The organism is Pantoea cypripedii (genome assembly GCF_002095535.1).
GTDB lineage: Bacteria > Pseudomonadota > Gammaproteobacteria > Enterobacterales > Enterobacteriaceae > Pantoea > Pantoea cypripedii.
The window spans coordinates 1244272-1261005 of sequence record NZ_MLJI01000002.1; the positions used below are offsets into that span (position 1 = coordinate 1244272).

A 16734-nucleotide genomic window follows, 5' to 3' on the forward strand; every position below is an offset into this window, starting at 1 on the left:
AAGATGGTCTTCTTACCGCGCCAGTGCGTGTCGTTATGCACCAGACTGAATGAAGTCAGGGTTCTGTAAAGTCGCTCCGGGCTTCCATGAGTATGGCTAGGAAATTAAGTCATCGGTTATGCATAAGGGTGTGCGCCTTCCGGATTTAAGGGGGCCAGTCTACCCAGTCATAAGATTCTGCTGGCAGAGCATAGTAATGACGGGATTTACCATTATCCATTTCTTTTTTTCTGCTGTATGTTATGTAAGCTGTCACAGGATGAAAAGATAACAACTCTGTCATACGTTAAATAGAATGGATGGAAAGCAATGGGTGATCATATTGTTATGTTCATGCAGTAACAAATATTATGAGCAGGTTTGAGATGGTGGTGTCGGAACCTCCCGGATTAATAAATCACCGGAAAAGACCGAAGCATGTACACATATTCTGTGTAAATGCCTTTTATTCTCAGAAGTGGCCGTCCTGGCGGACACCGAACTCGATAATAAATCGGCTCATCGCCATACGCCAGATCCCAAAACCCTTCTGAGAAAATCCTGAGTACGTGGTTCCTGTGGATGTACCAGGATATGCTCAGCCAGTCCTTCCTCAACAATTTGTCCACTATGTAAGAAGCACAACCGATCAGCCACCTCGCGTGCGAATTGCATTTCATGGGTAACCACCACCATTGTCATGCCTTCCCTGGCAAGGTTACGCATTACCTGTAACACATCCCCAACCAGTTCTGGATCAAGTGCTGAAGTCGGTTCATCAAACAAAATGGCACGGGGCTGGAGGGCAAGAGTGCGAGCAATGGCGACGCGTTGCTGTTGTCCTCCCGATAATTGCATGGGCCACGCATTTATTTTTTCCGCCAGCCCGACCATTGCCAGCAGTTCTTTTGCCCGTTTCTCCGCGATGGCACGAGGCTCACCATTCACATGTATTGGACCCTCCATTACATTTTCCAGCACACTTCGGTGTGGAAAGAGATTAAACCATACCGATTTGTCGCCGTAGCGTGTTGATGGCTTTGTCGCGATGATTGACGCGCTGATTTAACAAACGAATCTCGCCTTCTTCATAGCTCTCTAGCCCGTTAATACAGCGCAGAATTGTTGATTTACCTGATCCTGATGGGCCTATCAGACATACCACTTCTCCCTCGCTGACACTAAAACTAACACCTTTTAGAACCTCAATCTGTCCAAAACGTTTATGAACATCATTAATTTCAATCATTTATGGCTCCTTTTCTCCGGCGTGTTTCCAGACGTTTGGTCACTGCCAGGAGAGGCAGACAAAGTAGCAGATAGAGTACTGCAACGATGGTATAGACAGTGGTGTTATCGAAAGTTGAAGCCGCTATTAACTGTCCCTGGCGTGTCATTTCAGTCACAGCGATAGTGGAAGCCAGAGCAGAATCTTTCAGCATCATCACATGCTGTAATCTTAATACGATCCCAGCCTGTAAAATCCGAGGTGATTGCCATGAAAACCTTCGTTGGACTTGATGTTTCTCAGAAGAAAACAAGCATCTGCGTTATAGACCCTGACGGTAACAAGATTCGGATGGTAAAAGTCGAGACACATCCTGCTGTTATAACTAATTACCTTTTTTCTGAAGGATTTGATAAATCAAAAGTGGCTCTTGAAACCGGACCGCTTTCAGTCTGGCTCTACCATTCTCTCAAAAGCTATGGCCTGGATGTTGACTGTATTCATGCCCGGCACGTACATGCTTCTTTGTCTATGCAGTTGAACAAAACCGACCTAAATGATGCTTTTGGAATTGCACGGTTGGTCCTTTCCGGCTGGTATAAACCGGTGCATGTTAAAAGTCTTGAATGCCATCAGCAAAGGCTCATTCTTACCAGCCGGGAAAAACTCGTTCAACTTCGCGTTGTCGTCACTAATCAGATACGCGGACTTCTGAAAACATTTGGTGTTGTACTCCCGCCCGGCAAAAACAGCGTCTTTGAACGTGCGGTTATTGAGTCATCTCCTTCGCTCGAAACTGTTAAACCGGTAATTCTGATGCTGCTGGATAGCTGGGAACGCCTTTCAGGGCAGATAAGGAAGTTCAACTAAATGCTGGAAAAAATCGCCCGAAAAGATCCTGTATGTCAGATATTACAGTCTGTTCCGGGTGTTGGGGTTCTGACCGCATTGAGTTTTAAAACATCAATTGACGATCCATCACGTTTCAGACGTGTCAGTGATGCCGGTGCTTTTCTCGGATTAACGCCTAGGAAATATCAATCCGGTGAGGTCGACAGGAATGGCGGAATATCAAAGCAGGGGAACCGAATGGCACGTACGCTTATCTACGAAGCCGCATCATGCCTCCTGACCCGCTACGGCACTGATTCAGGTCTGGCAATATGGGCAAATGAACTCAGGCGTAGAATGAGTTACAAAAAGGTTGTTGTGGCATTGGCCAGAAAATTAACGTTATTGATGTTAAGCATGTGGAAATCAGGTACTTATTATCAGGAAAGAGTTACTGCAGTAAATTAGCGAGCAGAGAATCATAATCAAATCAGACTGAGTTCGTCATTAACTTCAATTCCGAAACACGCTTTGCAGGGTATAAAACCCTGCGGTAATCACATAGGAATGAAGACGATGTCTTGCAACATGTTGTAGCGTCAACAGATGACTACGAAGACGACAAAGACCCATCTGATCCTGATATTGATTGATTAGACGACAAGCTTGTTACTATACGGCGGAAGTGCCACATGGAATGCCTGCGGTAAAATCACCCGTCGCATTGCTTTTTCAAAACTCATGCCCATAGATCGTGCAGCTTCTAACTGACCATGATCAACCGATTCAATGCCCGCTCGGAATATTTCGGCAATATAGGTGGAGAAGCAGAAGGCGATGCCGATGATGCTGGCTTGAAATGAGGTGAGGGTGATGCCTATTTCGGGAAAAACGAAGTATATATAAAACAAAACCACGATCATTGGCAATCCGCGAGTGATATTTATTATCGCCGAAACTGGCCAGGAAATAATTTTCCACGGATACATTTCCCCTGCCGCAAATAAAAATCCCAGTGGAGCACTGATAATCAGAGAAAAAATCGTGATGATAATCGTCATTTCCGCCCCTTTCAGGAGAAAAGGTAAATAGTTCAGAATGCTACTCCAGTCCATCTCGTGCTCCTGTATGTGGGGAATTGATTTCATTAAAATGATCACACGTCAGGAAGCTGTCAATGACTTTGTCTTTGACAAACATAGGATTTACTTATTTTCGTAATAAAGAAAGGCAATAATTAATTAACTTATTGTAAAGTAATAAGTAATCTCGATGTTGCTTTTTTCGGATTTTATAGATTTTTTAATTGACAAGTCAGGGCTTGTTTTCATTCTAGTGAAAGATGTCTGCATCGTTTTATTCATCGCTATCAGAAGTGGTCTATGTTTACTTCACCTTTTAACGTTTCTTCGCTCGGCCGTAATGCAATCTTTGGTTTAATGATGAGCGCCAGCTTTGTCTCTTACGCTGCCAGCCTGACAGCGGGATCGCCTCCTTCCAGCGCACCAACGACTTTTCTCGATACGAAAACTGGCAAGATTGAGGGCTTCATGCCGGATGTCGCACATGAAGTAGCAAAACGGGAAAATCTTGATATCAACTATACCGCCGTACCTTTTGCCACACTGATTAAGTCGGTAATTGCCGGTAAAATTGACGTCATTGTTGCAGGTATGACACCGACAACGGAACGGGCAAAGCGCATTTCGTTTTCACAGCCGGTTACTGCTTTTGGTGCCGGGCTGGTAGTTCGTGATGATAACCACAAAACTTACTCCTCATGGCAGGATCTCAAAGGAGAGGTGGTGGGAAGCATGGCCGGAACCGATTACACGCAAAGTTTGATGAAAAGCGGCATTGCAAAAGACGTTAAAGTATATGACAGCCCGGCAGACATGACGCGTGACCTGGCGCTTGGTCGTATAGCTGCGGGATTAAATGATTACCCAATACTGAAGGCTCAGGAAAATGTGGGGGACCTCAAGGGTATGCATGTTGTAGAAGGATATAAGCCGGAATCCGTCTCGCCGATTGCATTTGGTGTGAAAAAAGGTAATGAAGCATTACTGGCAAAAATTGATTCAGCGCTGACAGCTATGAAAGCGGATGGTTCTCTGGATAAGCTGAAAGCTAAATGGAGTATGCCATAAGCTTTGTATGGGAAATGGAATGAACAAATAGACTGCCGAAGTAAGTGTTCATGAATCGCCGGAGAAGGATATTGGTTCGCGCTTACGGCAAATTCGCAAAGCGCGGAACATGACCATCAATGAACTGGCTGCGTTAGCTAACGTTTCAGCGGGAGCAATCAGCCAGATTGAACGTAATCTGACTAACCTTACCATTCTGGTATTAGAACAATTGAGGCTGGTACTAAAAGTCCCTCTCACCGCATTTCTTGAGGAAACGGCTCCTTCTCTACATGGCATCGAGCATTTTGTCCGACGTAGTGCTGGACGCCCACATTTTTACGTGGGTAAGCGTGGCATTGCCAAAATGATGCTGTCACCGGCAGGTGAACACGATATTCAATTTATGTTTATTGTGATTCCACTAGGTTTGCGCTCGGAAGAAATGTTATTGGGGCTGGGTGAAAAAGCCGGGTTGCTGATGAGCGGAGAACTGACTCTTGAGCTTGCAGGCGATAGCACTACCTTATATCCCGGAGACAGTTTTCAGTTCATTAGCTCGCTGATTCATAGAATTTTTTAATCATACTAACAAAAATGCACAGGTACTATGGATAATGCATATTAAGTCAGCTCACCAATTTTGAACGTGCTATGTAGGGGACGATTTATGCGCGTAAAGGTTGATGCAGTGCCAGACAGTCCGACCTTTCCTGAACAGGCTGATGTGATCGTGATCGGCGGAGGGATCATCGGTACGTCGGTTGCTTATGAACTGGCGAAGCGCGGTGTATCAGTAGCGCTGTTCGAAAAAGGGGGGATGGGATGTGAGCAATCCAGCCGGAACTGGGGCTGGGTTCGCCAACAAAACCGCGACATTTACGAACTTCCAATGGCCATGCACAGCCTGCAACGTTGGTCTGAGCTGAGTGATGAGATTGGCAAAGATTTAGGCTTCCGATGTACCGGCATACTGTACGGTACCTCTAGCACAGAAGAGCTTGCAAAATGGGAGAACTGGGGCCAGCAGGCGAAAAATATTAGATTTCACAGTTAGTTGCTTTCGGCAAAAGAAGAACTGGAACGTGTTGGTGGCAAAACAGCGTGGATCGGTGGCGTCTGGTCGCCAACTGATGGTCGGGCAGAGCCATCACAGGCAGTTCCTGTACTGGCAATGGGGGCGCAAAAACACGGAGCTAATATTCAACAGCGTTGCTCGGTGCAAGGAATGGACATCAGTGGCGGACGCGTATCAAGAGTCTGGACGGAGCGCGGCCTGGTCAAAACTAGTCGGGTCATCTGCTCTGGTGAGGCGTGGAGTTCGCGTTTCGGCACACGTTATGGGATTGAGCTACCGAGCGCCAACATACTGGGTACAGCATTCAAGACCACCGTGGCAGCAGAAATAACCAAAGGCTGCCTGAGTATTCCAGGGCTGGCAATGCGTCGTCGTCTGGATGGAAGTTACACTGTAGCAATTACGGGTGTTAGCAGCAATGGAATAGTGACCCACCCCAGCAGCTGAATTTTGACCCTGGGGTTAAGCTGCTCTCTCTGAAAGGGAGAGCGTATGGTTACTTTCGAGGCTGTTATGGAAATTCATATTCTTCACAAACAGGGGATGAGCATTCGCACCATTGCCTCCCATCTGGGTGTATCCCGCAATACCGTTCGAAAATATCTCAAAAATCAGAAGGCGGAGCCGGTTTATTCGCCACACCCTAAAGCGGCCAGTCTGCTCGATCCGCATCGTGACTACATCAGGAAGCGACTTGCAGAGGCTCACCCTTACCGACTGTCAGCGACGGTCGTTTATCGCGAAATATGTGAACGTGGCTATCGGGGTTCCCTGACGCTGCTGCGTTACTTCCTCCGTGCAGAGCATCCACCTGTAACAGCTGAGCAGGCTGTGCGCTTCGAAACCGAGCCGGGACGCCAGATGCAGGTCGACTGGGGGACGATGCGCTGCGGGCATACCCCGCTGCACGTCTTTGTTGCCGTGCTGGGATACAGCAGGATGCTTTACATCGAGTTCACGGACAATATGCGATACGAGACGATGGAAAGCTGTCACCGCAACGCCTTCCGGTTCTTCGGCGGTGTTCCACAGGAAGTGCTGTACGACAACATGAAGACGGTTGTACTGCAGCGCGATGCTTATCAGACTGGTCAGCATCGCTTCCATCCTTCCCTCTGGCAGTTCGCCAAAGAAATGGGCTTCACACCGCGCCTGTGCCGACCGTTCCGGGCGCAGACAAAGGGCAAAGTTGAACGCATGGTAGGCTACACCCGCCAGAGCTTCTACATCCCGCTGATGACGCGGCTCAGGCCTGCCGGCGTTGTGCTGGACGTTGAAACCGCCAATCGTGAAGGCCGCCGCTGGCTCAGCGAGGTAGCCAACAGTCGTGAGCACCAGACCATCCACTGCCGACCCTGCGACCGCTGGCTGGAAGAGCAACAATCCATGCTGGCGCTTCCGCCAGATAAGCCGGTGGATCAGTTGCTGATCAAAGAAGACATCCAGCTCTTCGACCGTAATCCGCTGCATCATCCGCTCTCTATCTATGACATGTTCTGCCCGGGAGCCGCTTAATGACAGAGATACAGCATCAGCGCCTGGCGTCGCTGGCAGAACAGCTGCAGCTGGAAAGTCTTGTCGGCTCGGCGCACGCGCTGAGCCAGCAGGCCGTCAGCCAGGAATGGAGTTATCTGGACTTCCTTGAGCATCTTCTGCAGGACGAGAAGCTGGCGCGTCATCAGCGAAAACAGGCAATGTATACGCGAATGGCGGCGTTCCCGGCGGTGAAGACCTTCGAGGAATATGACTTTACCTTCGCGACCGGCGCACCACAGAAGCAGCTGCAGTCGCTGCGCTCACTGAGCTTCATCGAGCGGGGAGAAAACGTGGTGCAGCTGGGACCATCAGGCGTGGGCAAAACACATCTGGCTATCGCGCTGGGCTATGAAGCTGTGCGGGCTGGTATCAAGGTGCGATTTACCAGCGCCGCCGACCTGCTACTGCAGCTGTCAACGGCGCAGCGACAGGGGCGCTATAAAAACACGCTTCACCGGGGCGTACTGACACCCCGCCTGCTCATCATAGACGAAATAGGCTATCTGCCGTTCAGTCAGGAAGAAGCGAAACTGTTCTTCCAGGTGGTGGCGAAACGCTACGAAAAAAGTGCCACGATCCTGACGTCGAACCTGCCGTTCGGTCAGTGGGATCAGACGTTCGCAGGTGATGCCGCTCTGACATCAGCGATGCTGGACAGGATCCTACACCACTCACACGTAGTGCAGATAAAAGGAGAGAGCTATCGACTGAAACAGAAACGTAAGGCAGGACTGATAACGGAATCTAATCCTGAGTGATCAGGTGGGTCAAATTACAACTGCTGTTGTTAAACAAAGGTGGGTCAAAGTTCGACTGCTGTTGACAAACGGTAGAACATCCGTTTGGGACAATTAAAATGTGGATGGGTGCAACGCACTTTCTGATGCGGAAATTTAAAAATGTCAGTACGGAAATGAGTCTACATATATTGGCTTATAACCTGAAAAGGATGATATCGATATGGGGTACTAGAGGATTTATATTTCAGCTTCAGGAACAATACGGCTAACGGTTCCGGCCGTTTTATCCTCCAGTAACAAATATCAGGCTCTTCCCCGCAATAAAAACTTCTGATACACCCGAATAAAATCACAGATTACCTCGTCAACTTAAACAATATTCTCAAAACACAGATGAGAAATATTGTTAGGCTACTTAAAGCTATGAGTTTTCACACAGCCTGCGCTCAAAGCAGACTTAGCAGCCCTGCAATTAACTATTTTGTGCCAGAGGCTGGCCTTTTGTCACAAGGCTAATTTTGTCAATGATGTTACAGTCAGGATTTAATGAGGATGAAAGCAATGCTCCTGGAAAAGCTAAAAGTGCTCGAATGTACCCTTCATCATTCAAGGCGGAATGACAGGAAATGGCTTGAGCGACTCCTCCATCCTGAGTTCCGGGAAATCACACGTTCAGGAGTGATGGTTGACCGTGCGGAGACGATAGCATCTCTGTTAAGCGAGAAAACTATATCGCCCATTCTCAGCAGTAATTTCCGGCTTACCGCCCTGGGAGAAGGCTGTGCCATACTTCACTACAGAACAATTTATACAGACGGCAGCCGTGAATCCCTTCGTTCATCATGCTGGCTTCGCTCTGAGGGGGATCAGTGGACTTTGGTTTTCCATCAGGGCACACCAGCAGAAGGAGCTGCGTAGGTTCGTTGCCGACATGTTATTTTCGAGAACACAGCGCAAAGGAGAGCGTATTTATGCGGAAAATAGTTGTCGTGCCATACGATGAGAAATGGCCTGAAATGTTTGAAGCTGAAAGTTTATTGATTCAGATATTAGCAAACTGGATGGCAGCATTGCTCTGCAAGAACGATACTCATCGTTACAGCGCACTTAAAGCGAACTTTATCGAGTGTCATCTGCAACTGGCGCTGATTGACGCAAACGATAGAGATAGATTAAGTTCGTTACCGGAAAGTTGTGTTCACTCTATTGGAAACACTCAGCTGTCATGACTGAAATGTCTGCTGTGCGCGCATTGTTTCCCTTATACATTTGTATGCCAGATTGCTTTGTGTCAGTTTCGGAAGCAGCTGATACTATTGAGTTAATCACGGTAATCTAATGTCGGTATAAAGGAGATCCTAATGAAAGCACTTTCTATAGTTCGCCCAGCCGGAACACAAATCGCAAATGGTCTGAAAACGCTAGAAATAAGGCGATGGCATCCTGAAGTTCAGGCCGGGGAAGAGATATTACTGGTTGAAAATGAGCACTTCCTTACAGCAGATGGTCAAGAGGAATTAGGCAGGGCCGTAGCCGTCATTACTTTTGGGGAAATCAGAGAGTTTAGACGGGAGGATATTCCTCAAGCGTGTGCATCTTATTATGAAGACGGGTTGCTGGCATGGGAGATAAAGACAATTAAGAAAATCGATAATCCATTCTCAATCCGTGCAGCACGGAAGCTTTACGAGATCGATGACACAGTTATCCATTCTGTGCCGCTAACAAAAATTCGGTAAATCCCGCTAAAAAGTGTTCCCAGAGCCGAAAGTCCGATTTTCGCTGTTAGTTTAAGTCTGAGCTGATACACCTCTGAGTGAGCGATAACACGGTCTATATGTGACGCTTACTGATAAATGGCTTATCCCTGAATTGTTCATCAACGTTACCGAGCTGCAGCTGCGCCATCATCCTGCCAACCGGCCACGGTGTGAAAAACTGACCGCGGTATTTATCCCCCATCTCAAGCTGCATAAAGACCCGCCCGAGAAAATCGCCAGGCTCCTCCTCCAGCCCGCTGACCACATGCGCCAGCAGATGCGCCATGTTCTCCACGTCGGGCTTTTCGAACCGGGACACGATGCGCAGATACTTCTGCTCGCGCTTTTCACAGAACTGCAGCCGATTCTCCAGTGCGATGACGCTGCAGCTGATGAAGTCCTCAAATACCTGATGCCGGCGATGGTAACGGGCCATCTGACTGAAGAGTGAAAGAAAGGCTTTTTCGTGGTTGATGACATTTTTCATGCGTGCGACCTCAGATACAGAGAACACGCACCCGGAGGGACACTGTGTTCCCTTCAGGGTGAAAAAACGGCCACAGCTTTCGCTGTGGCCGGTCAGTGAAGCCGGATAAACCGGCTTTGTGTCATTGCTATGCGCGGATACTGCCGTAGTGCGCACGGGTGGTAACAGGGACAGCGGCCGTTTCCGGCGTGACCAGGAACATACGGGCCCCCTCGCTGGCTGCTGACTGCCGCAGCGCCTCAGCCGAGTACGGACCACTGTCTACGTGGTCACCCCGGTCAAAGCAGTTATAGCCTGACGTACTGTCATCCGGTGAAATCCAGTAGTGACGGATTTCACAGTCAAACAGCTGTGACATTTGCCCCATGACCTCACCTGACGGCGGATACCAGGGCGATGTGAAGTTCAGCGTGAGTGAACCCACTTCATCGCGGCTCCAGAGGGACTGATGACCCGCCGGAAACGCCATGCCAAAGAGCTGCATGTAAAGTTCAGTCGTAGTGCACAGCCCGGTGAACAGACCACTTTCGCCACTGAGCTCGGTGGCCAGACGTGACGGCATCACCATCAGCATGTCACAGGGACAGGTGGTCTCCGGCATGATGCTGAGCCATTCCCAGCGTTCCTGCGGGTCAAACGGACCACCAGCGCCGGCAACGCCAAACCAGTCGGCATAATGTACGGCCATCAGCTGCGCCATTATCTGCCGTGCTGCAAAGGGAATGGCTTCCCATTTCAGCGCACCGATGCCGGACTGCAGCCTGATTTTCTCCATGCGGGAGAGCGTCCTGCTATCAAGCCACGCATCCTGCTCCAGCAGCTCGATAAAGTGCTGGAACGCCTGGTTGGAGGAGGTCTGCGCGCCCGTACCGGATGCAGTCAGCATCGGATACGGGGCGTACTCCACTGCCCTGACGGGCTTCAGTATGCCGGCACAACCGGCGAGAAACAGCTTTATCGCCTGCCGGATAGCGTGGCGGTAAAGCGGTTTTTCAGTGCCGGTAATCCAGGGCTGCATCACATCGAGGCAGACGGATTTACCGGTGATTTCCAGACGGTTATGGCACCATGAAAACATTGTGAAACTCCTCTTGTCGGTTAAAACGAAAAGAGGGCATCTCCCTGAGGAAGATGCCCTCAGGGGGATGATGGCGGCCGTGGCCGCCGGGTCAGGTTATGCCGCCTGTTCCGTATTCCGGTTCAGGGGCTCAAGTAAATATTCCGAGGCTTCCCGGGCGAACCGGCAGGCGCGGAAAATCGCTTTTTTGTCTTCACGAAGGGCTTTCAGCCAGCCGGCCAGGTAGCTCTCATGCTGCACGTCGCCGGTGATACCGAGTTCCGCACAGAGAAAGGCACTGCCGGTCTCCGCTATCAGCTCTTCGAATGCATACACAGGGTCACCGAACTGTCGCGATGACGAGGTGATGCCTTCCCGGTTCAGGCGGCTGCTGTGGCCGGTGGCGTGCACCAGCTCGTGCAGCAGCGTGGACCAGTAGTCCGCTTCTGTCCGGAACTGTGACACCGCCGGTATCACGATGCAGTCGGCACCCGGCCGGTAATACGCGCGGTCCTGCCGGCGATGGTCGCAGCCAACGCCAGTGGCGCTGAGTATCTGCCGAGTCTGATGCAGTTGAGCTGCACTGAGTTCAGAGGGCCGTTCTGCCTCCACCGTGTCGGGCTGTTCACCCTGCACGGATTCGGGCAGTCCGTCGCACTGGGCAACGTTGAACAACTGCAACTGCTTCAGCATGGCCAGTTGCTCCATGACCGGTTCGCCGTCACGGAACAGCAGATTATTGCTGCTGTCCCTGGCCTGTTTCTCAAACGGTTTGTAGATGATGGCCAGCGCGCTGGTCTCATTCTTCCTGACGTAACCGCCGGCATCTTTCGCCTGGCGGAAGGTCAGCCAGCGGTCGGACGTGTACCCGTGTTCTTCAGCGGCCATCCACAGCAGCGGAACGTTAATACCGCTGTAGGTACGGCCGGTGACGGCGTTGACCGGCAGGCTGCTGCCGTGCACATTCTGAGCAGCACGCCACGGGCGCCGCCAGGGCGGTACGCCGTTTTCGAGCGCCAGAATGATTTTGTCAGTGACCTGCTGATACAGGTCGGGAGTATGCACTGCCGCCGCTTTACGCCGGCCGGTGGTTGTCTTCATGGGATGCAGCCTCTGAGTGCGGGGCGCATCCCTGCCCGGTGGCGGACGATGCGCCACCGGTGAGTGGAAAAATCAGTAATAACGTAAGGAGCCGTCGGACATCACCGAATGGATACGGTCACGTACGCTCCCGACCGCACGGTCAAACATCTCGCGGTCACCCGGCTTCGCCCGTTTTGAGTCCAGGCGTATCACCTGGTCCAGCACACGCCATGCCTGTGCGCGCCAGCTGAGACGTTCAGAATCCCCCACGCAGGCGTGGAAGTGGCGTAACGACTGGTCGTACAGCCACTGAATCCGGTCACGGTATTCGCCCACCGGCACATACACCTTAAGTGGCGGAGGCGTTTCCTTATGAACAGTCAGTGCATTATTCAGGTCACTGATAACGGGCTTCATGAGCAGGTCGTGATGGTCATTCAGCACAGCATCGAACATGCTCTGCGCCATAAAGGTTTTAAATGAGAATTCCCTGTCAGGAATCAACGCATCGGCAAGTGCTGACCAGTCTGCATCTTTTGACGGATTGCAGCCGACAGCCCAGGCTTTCAGCCACTCCCCCGGACGTCTATCATCCGGTATGCGGATATAAATCCCCAGGGTCTTTTCAAGTATCAGCGGTCGCTGCATACCCAGGTTCTGAGTGAGCAGCGGGCGAAGTTCTGTTGATGTAAAACGGATCATGTTCCCTCCGGGTAACGATAAAGAGGAAACCTCCCCGGGAGGGAAGGTCCCTCCGGGAAGTGTTAATCAGTAAACGAGATTCAGTTGAAGCGGTAACGCAGCCCGGCCATCTGCTGTGCCATCTGCCGTCCGGCCCGTAAAGCCTTACGGGCAGTGGCAAACTGACCGGCGCTGGCCAGTTGCTGATACTGCCAGTCGCGTGAACTGTAACCCGTTCTGCGCGAAATGATGGCGGTAAAACCGCCATCAGACTGGACGACCTCCGCACGGAAACTGCTGTGGCCGCTGCGGTTGGTGAACCATTCAGCCTGTCGCTGCCGCATTGCCTCTGAAAGGCAACTGAGCAGGCGGGTGGTACGGGTGATAAGTAACAGCATTATACTGTTCATGGTTTTCTCCTGAATAAATGCGGAGAAAACCGTCACCGCAGATGCAGGGAGGTTGTCCCCGCATGGGTTTAAGCCTTTGTCATGAGTGACGCCAGCGTTTGGTTAATGACTAACCAAAGTGATGATAAAAAGCGTTATCCGGATCGTCCGGGTTAAAGGTACGGCTGGCAGGAATGTTAATTCTCATGGCGCAACCGCAGGCTGGGTGATAACGATGACGGAAACGATGGATGCAGCGTTTTCCAGACCACAGAACGCGTTTTTCCACTGTCTCCATGTACTGCCAGACTTCACCATCATTATCAGCAACAGTAGGGTCCTGAAGTGAACGGTTTGACTTATGCTTTGCCAGTTTACTCCACATCCGGTGCCATTCGTTGCTGTTATGTTTAACGAGTAATAAAGAATCAAATGTCAGTGTATTCACAGGTAAATCCTCTTCAGTAAAATAAGAGGATTTGTCTCCGTATGGAGAAAATCCCCATACGGGTTCAGCGCATCACCTCAGAAATCAGCTTCGCTGTTTTCCATAGTCAGAAACCACTCTTCGTCTTCGACTGCGCTTTTGTAGAAATACGTCCAGGCTTCTTTATCAATACATTCTGCCATGCGGCAAAGGTCGTTAAAGAATGCCTCCCATGAGACCGGTATAAGTTTTCGGACTCGCAGTTCAGCCAGTTCCCGGGCAACAGAAGCTATATCCCAGACGTAAAAAGGAAAGCCGTCTTCATCTGTCCCGGTATTAAGGTCAAGGCGGCGAAGCGCTGCGATACTCAGCAGCTTGCCTTCCGCTTTTGCCAGCGTGATTTTGTGAGCGATCTGCTCGCTGGCATAGTGAGACTCGTAATAATCAAACAATGAGTGTGATAAAGGCATGATCGGGTTCCTGTGAAGGAAACCCGCCCGGGAGGGAGCAGGTCCCCGTCGGGTGAGATGAATGCCTGACTCAGTCAGACGTAATCAAAGGTTGATGAGCAGGGTACAAACGTACCTGCCTGAGACTGCCGCGCTTCCCGGAAACCGTTATGGCATCCTTCCTGCCACTGGGTGGCATCAAGCTCCAGTCCGATTCTGGTTAAATAAGTGAGTAATACACGGGGCCAGCGTTTCTTCATACCGTGGTACTGACGGTCTCCGAAGAAATAAGCGGCATGGTAAACGCTGCACTCAGTGAGCATCTTTGCTTCCGCTTCATCTTCGAGCAGAATAAAGGCTCTGGCACGCGTCAGCTCTGAACCAGAAAAACCACTCTGACAGCCGTGAGCGGGGTGCACATGAACGCAGTGTGCGTTCAGCAACGATGGAAAAAGAATGAATAAAACCGAGTAAATGCATGGTTGCCTCTCCGGGATTCAGGGAAACAACCACCCGATACGGGAAGCGTTGTCCCGTGGGATGAAAATTCAGAAGATTAGTTGAATGGACCTTAATCTGGTTACCAGATCCCTGTTTGCAAAGGTTAACAGGTTTGATCCGCCCGAAAGCGCCATCTCTCAGGTTATGATGGCATTGGCATGTGATTACCCGAAGGCGCCTGTCTCAAATCACTCAGGCATTGGCAGTTGTCAGAGACAACGTTAGCAAATTAAGCGTACACAATTCCCGCACCTCCGGCAATAGTGTCAGCGCAAAGTTCTTCCCATATTGTGGTGTAAGCCAGGGAGAGGAAGTCCTCAACGGAAATGCCACTACGGCTGAAAATATCCCGTGAGAAAAAGTGTCCTGTTTAAAATGACCAGAACACAGGATCATATTTTCATGGGTCATAATCGCCTCCCCTTTCACTTAGATTTCACTGAAAATTTCAGAAAGTGCGCCATGTATGAAATACAGAAACGCATCAGTTTGGGTGAACTTATCGCCGTAATGCGCATGAGCCTCCTGTGAGCAGGCCACTTCGTAGTACCCCCTGTCGATAATACGTGCAATTCTGTGTCTCAGTTTCAAAAATACACGTCCAGTAACCAAATTGTTGACAAAAACAAAAACTTTTTCACTCATTACTCTCAACCTTATTATACACACGAGCCACATAATGCCCCCTGCCATCCCCATGCCCCAAATCCATTGATGCAAGAGCCTGCGCCTCTTCTTTACTGAAACCGTTTTTCATATGATGATTCATAACATCAACAGAGTAGGCATAACGCAAACTATGGGGTGCATATTTCCCTGTTAATCCGGCTTCACGAACTATATTGCGATAACGTTCGATAGCGGTATGTAATGAAGGCTTGTCGATTAACTTTCCGTTATTTTTGTCCAGATATTTCAACGCGGTATTAATTGCGGAAAGCGTTGCCTCACGATCTAACACTGTCGTATCTCTGGGACGTCCTCCTTTTGTCCCGAAGACAACGCGTACTTTTACGTCACCATTGAGCAAGTTTTTTTGCCAGGTTCGTAATGATTTCGCGGACTGTACTGTTTCTTCCGTTCGTAAACCCAGTAACCGGGATAACCTCAATGCACAGGAAACACCTTCATCCTTTTTTTCCACACTCGTCAGTACCTGCCTGAAATAAGTATCGGGAATGGCAACCTTTGTTCCGTCCCGGCTGGTTTCTGAAATACCAAGAGCCTGGTTACTCAGTTTTTCGTGAGCCGGATTAGCCATAAATGTTTTTCCTGCAACCCGTAATAAAGCCCGGATAGCCGACATTTCATTCTGAAGTGTACGTCTGGAAATCTCTTCGGAAAGGCGGCTTTTCATATACAACTCAATATGCCCGGTCCTGATGTTCTTAATATCTCTAATCTGTACGTTCAGTTTTAATAAACGTTCAGCGAACCTGTCCGCAATTTTCATACGGTCAGAAACAGTTTTAAAACTTCCCCCAGCCTGTCGGGCAAGCGTTTTAAAATTCTTATTTAGTTTTGCCATAGTCAACCCTCCATTTAAACAGGTGTCATTGCTTTTCCGTCTGTGTGAACGGAAAAGCACTGACACCGACTGCGCCACAGCTACAGACGATGAATTTCACCCCGACGGCACGGTTTACGGTTGCGCTTCCTGCGTCTCGACAGATATCTGTGCATCGGGGCGGCGAAATGTTGAGTTATTGCGAAGCTCCCCAGGTCTCTGACCTGTTCGCGGTTTTCACCGGGCTGAAATGAATCAGTCTGCTTCCACACACCAGTATGTTGACTGGTGTCGCCATCGATATCGTGTCGATTTTTCTCCTCTCTGAATGAAGTCCTGACCCGTTTTTATGGGTAAAACGTTTGGTTGATAAATGAACAAAAAGTGAATGATGTACGTTTTTAAGGCCCTTAAAACCTTTAAGTACGTGTTGGTCAGTTGGTAAAAGAGTTGTTGAAACGGCAGTGCGTCAGCTCTGCCAGTTGTGCGCTGCGCGCGTCACTTGGTACTCGTTTCACTCGAACGCAAGTGACGCCGCGCTCCTCTGCTCTCAATGCAGTCGTGGAAGATGCCCAAATGTTCCAAATGGTCATACCCACTCCGCAAAGTTTGCAACGGATGCAGTCGTCAAAGAATCGAGACGAAACGAAGAAGACAGACCAGAAAGTCTGCAGTAAGACTGTCAGAGACAGTTATTTAGTGAAGGAATATCCTTTATCGCTATTACGGCGATCCCCATTTTCAAAGGCTAACGGGTTTACCGCCCGAAGGCACCGTCTCTCAGGTCATGACGGTTTTGGCATGCAATCACCCGAAGGCGTCCCTCTCAGATTGCCGGGACATTGGCATGTTGCTTTTACGCAACGTTACAA

General features: G+C 49.8%; 18 protein-coding genes and 5 pseudogenes. 11 read left to right on the plus strand and 12 right to left on the minus strand.

What is annotated here, in order from left to right; genetic code table 11:
- Positions 1–498: 498 nt before the first annotated feature.
- A pseudogene (locus tag HA50_RS27100) lies at positions 499–1228 on the minus strand (amino acid ABC transporter ATP-binding protein).
- A gap of 249 nt (positions 1229–1477) precedes the next feature.
- Here HA50_RS27100 and HA50_RS27110 point away from each other — a divergent pair.
- Complete coding sequence (locus HA50_RS27110) at positions 1478–2077, plus strand: IS110 family transposase (RefSeq protein ID WP_084879863.1); 600 nt, start codon at positions 1478–1480, stop codon at positions 2075–2077.
- The gene (locus HA50_RS27115; protein ID WP_084879864.1) at positions 2078–2506 is read left to right on the plus strand and encodes a transposase; all 429 of its coding nucleotides are present in this window, start codon (positions 2078–2080) and stop codon (positions 2504–2506) included.
- A gap of 185 nt (positions 2507–2691) precedes the next feature.
- Here the strand turns inward: HA50_RS27115 and HA50_RS27120 are convergent, their stop codons facing one another.
- Positions 2692–3153 carry an amino acid ABC transporter permease gene (locus HA50_RS27120; RefSeq protein ID WP_244193689.1) on the minus strand — a complete coding sequence of 154 codons (462 nt, stop codon included), beginning with the start codon at positions 3151–3153 and terminating at the stop codon, positions 2692–2694.
- 267 nt (positions 3154–3420) lie between these two features.
- Here HA50_RS27120 and HA50_RS27125 point away from each other — a divergent pair, with 267 nt between their 5' ends.
- From HA50_RS27125 to HA50_RS27165, 9 genes and pseudogenes are all read left to right on the plus strand, one after another.
- Positions 3421–4188: an ABC transporter substrate-binding protein gene (locus HA50_RS27125; RefSeq protein WP_084879865.1), complete on the plus strand. Its 768-nt coding sequence runs from the start codon at positions 3421–3423 to the stop codon at positions 4186–4188.
- A gap of 109 nt (positions 4189–4297) precedes the next feature.
- Positions 4298–4750: a helix-turn-helix domain-containing protein gene (locus HA50_RS27130; RefSeq protein WP_244193690.1), complete on the plus strand. Its 453-nt coding sequence runs from the start codon at positions 4298–4300 to the stop codon at positions 4748–4750.
- Between the two features lie 87 nt (positions 4751–4837).
- Positions 4838–5692 (plus strand): annotated as a pseudogene (locus HA50_RS27135) (NAD(P)/FAD-dependent oxidoreductase).
- A 45-nt stretch (positions 5693–5737) separates the two neighbouring features.
- Complete coding sequence (gene istA / locus HA50_RS27140) at positions 5738–6760, plus strand: IS21 family transposase (protein WP_084879866.1); 1023 nt, start codon at positions 5738–5740, stop codon at positions 6758–6760.
- Complete coding sequence (istB, locus tag HA50_RS27145; RefSeq protein ID WP_084879867.1) at positions 6760–7539, plus strand: IS21-like element helper ATPase IstB; 780 nt, start codon at positions 6760–6762, stop codon at positions 7537–7539. Before istA ends, istB begins: the two co-directional genes overlap by 1 nt.
- Before the next feature lie 65 nt (positions 7540–7604).
- Positions 7605–7790: pseudogene (locus HA50_RS27150) on the plus strand (transposase); the annotation flags it as partial.
- Between the two features lie 292 nt (positions 7791–8082).
- Positions 8083–8439, plus strand: coding sequence for a nuclear transport factor 2 family protein (locus tag HA50_RS27155; protein ID WP_084880281.1), 357 nt, complete (start codon positions 8083–8085; stop codon positions 8437–8439).
- A 146-nt stretch (positions 8440–8585) separates the two neighbouring features.
- Positions 8586–8681 (plus strand): annotated as a pseudogene (locus HA50_RS31870) (GrpB family protein); the annotation flags it as partial.
- Between the two features lie 201 nt (positions 8682–8882).
- Complete coding sequence (locus HA50_RS27165) at positions 8883–9260, plus strand: ASCH domain-containing protein (RefSeq protein ID WP_208617346.1); 378 nt, start codon at positions 8883–8885, stop codon at positions 9258–9260.
- Positions 9261–9369: 109 nt separating this feature from the next.
- Here HA50_RS27165 and HA50_RS27170 read toward each other — a convergent pair.
- The 10 genes and pseudogenes from HA50_RS27170 to HA50_RS27215 form a co-directional block, all read right to left on the minus strand.
- A pseudogene (locus HA50_RS27170) lies at positions 9370–9768 on the minus strand (SAM-dependent DNA methyltransferase); the annotation flags it as partial.
- 127 nt (positions 9769–9895) lie between these two features.
- On the minus strand, positions 9896–10846 hold the full coding sequence (locus HA50_RS27175) for a DUF1281 domain-containing protein (RefSeq protein WP_084879870.1): 951 nt from the start codon (positions 10844–10846) through the stop codon (positions 9896–9898).
- A 96-nt stretch (positions 10847–10942) separates the two neighbouring features.
- Positions 10943–11926, minus strand: a complete 984-nt coding sequence (locus HA50_RS27180) for an ArdC family protein (protein WP_084879871.1) — start codon at positions 11924–11926, stop codon at positions 10943–10945.
- A 72-nt stretch (positions 11927–11998) separates the two neighbouring features.
- Complete coding sequence (locus tag HA50_RS27185; RefSeq protein ID WP_084879872.1) at positions 11999–12610, minus strand: hypothetical protein; 612 nt, start codon at positions 12608–12610, stop codon at positions 11999–12001.
- A gap of 80 nt (positions 12611–12690) precedes the next feature.
- The gene (locus tag HA50_RS27190; protein WP_084879873.1) at positions 12691–12999 is read right to left on the minus strand and encodes a hypothetical protein; all 309 of its coding nucleotides are present in this window, start codon (positions 12997–12999) and stop codon (positions 12691–12693) included.
- Between the two features lie 109 nt (positions 13000–13108).
- The gene (locus HA50_RS27195; protein WP_084879874.1) at positions 13109–13426 is read right to left on the minus strand and encodes a hypothetical protein; all 318 of its coding nucleotides are present in this window, start codon (positions 13424–13426) and stop codon (positions 13109–13111) included.
- A gap of 77 nt (positions 13427–13503) precedes the next feature.
- On the minus strand, positions 13504–13875 hold the full coding sequence (locus tag HA50_RS27200; RefSeq protein WP_084879875.1) for a hypothetical protein: 372 nt from the start codon (positions 13873–13875) through the stop codon (positions 13504–13506).
- Between the two features lie 74 nt (positions 13876–13949).
- Positions 13950–14273 (minus strand): hypothetical protein, encoded by a 324-nt coding sequence (locus HA50_RS27205; protein WP_244193691.1) that lies wholly within the window; start codon positions 14271–14273, stop codon positions 13950–13952.
- A 511-nt stretch (positions 14274–14784) separates the two neighbouring features.
- Positions 14785–15000: a hypothetical protein gene (locus HA50_RS27210; protein WP_084879876.1), complete on the minus strand. Its 216-nt coding sequence runs from the start codon at positions 14998–15000 to the stop codon at positions 14785–14787.
- Positions 14993–15883, minus strand: coding sequence for an integrase domain-containing protein (locus HA50_RS27215; protein ID WP_084879877.1), 891 nt, complete (start codon positions 15881–15883; stop codon positions 14993–14995). Before HA50_RS27215 ends, HA50_RS27210 begins: the two co-directional genes overlap by 8 nt.
- Positions 15884–16734 lie beyond the last annotated feature (851 nt).

Excerpts from the sequence above, each read along its gene's own strand:
- HA50_RS27190 (WP_084879873.1), bottom strand. The coding sequence starts at position 12,999 with ATGAACAGTATAATGCTGTTACTTATCACCCGTACCACCCGCCTGCTC.
- HA50_RS27115 (WP_084879864.1), top strand. The coding sequence starts at position 2,078 with ATGCTGGAAAAAATCGCCCGAAAAGATCCTGTATGTCAGATATTACAG.
- HA50_RS27200 (WP_084879875.1), bottom strand. The coding sequence starts at position 13,875 with ATGCCTTTATCACACTCATTGTTTGATTATTACGAGTCTCACTATGCC.
- HA50_RS27125 (WP_084879865.1), top strand. The coding sequence starts at position 3,421 with ATGTTTACTTCACCTTTTAACGTTTCTTCGCTCGGCCGTAATGCAATC.
- HA50_RS27165 (WP_208617346.1), top strand. The coding sequence starts at position 8,883 with ATGAAAGCACTTTCTATAGTTCGCCCAGCCGGAACACAAATCGCAAAT.
- HA50_RS27185 (WP_084879872.1), bottom strand. The coding sequence starts at position 12,610 with ATGATCCGTTTTACATCAACAGAACTTCGCCCGCTGCTCACTCAGAAC.
- HA50_RS27210 (WP_084879876.1), bottom strand. The coding sequence starts at position 15,000 with ATGAGTGAAAAAGTTTTTGTTTTTGTCAACAATTTGGTTACTGGACGT.
- HA50_RS27120 (WP_244193689.1), bottom strand. The coding sequence starts at position 3,153 with ATGGACTGGAGTAGCATTCTGAACTATTTACCTTTTCTCCTGAAAGGG.
- istB (WP_084879867.1), top strand. The coding sequence starts at position 6,760 with ATGACAGAGATACAGCATCAGCGCCTGGCGTCGCTGGCAGAACAGCTG.
- HA50_RS27175 (WP_084879870.1), bottom strand. The coding sequence starts at position 10,846 with ATGTTTTCATGGTGCCATAACCGTCTGGAAATCACCGGTAAATCCGTC.
- istA (WP_084879866.1), top strand. The coding sequence starts at position 5,738 with ATGGTTACTTTCGAGGCTGTTATGGAAATTCATATTCTTCACAAACAG.
- HA50_RS27110 (WP_084879863.1), top strand. The coding sequence starts at position 1,478 with ATGAAAACCTTCGTTGGACTTGATGTTTCTCAGAAGAAAACAAGCATC.
- HA50_RS27155 (WP_084880281.1), top strand. The coding sequence starts at position 8,083 with ATGCTCCTGGAAAAGCTAAAAGTGCTCGAATGTACCCTTCATCATTCA.
- HA50_RS27180 (WP_084879871.1), bottom strand. The coding sequence starts at position 11,926 with ATGAAGACAACCACCGGCCGGCGTAAAGCGGCGGCAGTGCATACTCCC.
- HA50_RS27130 (WP_244193690.1), top strand. The coding sequence starts at position 4,298 with ATGACCATCAATGAACTGGCTGCGTTAGCTAACGTTTCAGCGGGAGCA.
- HA50_RS27215 (WP_084879877.1), bottom strand. The coding sequence starts at position 15,883 with ATGGCAAAACTAAATAAGAATTTTAAAACGCTTGCCCGACAGGCTGGG.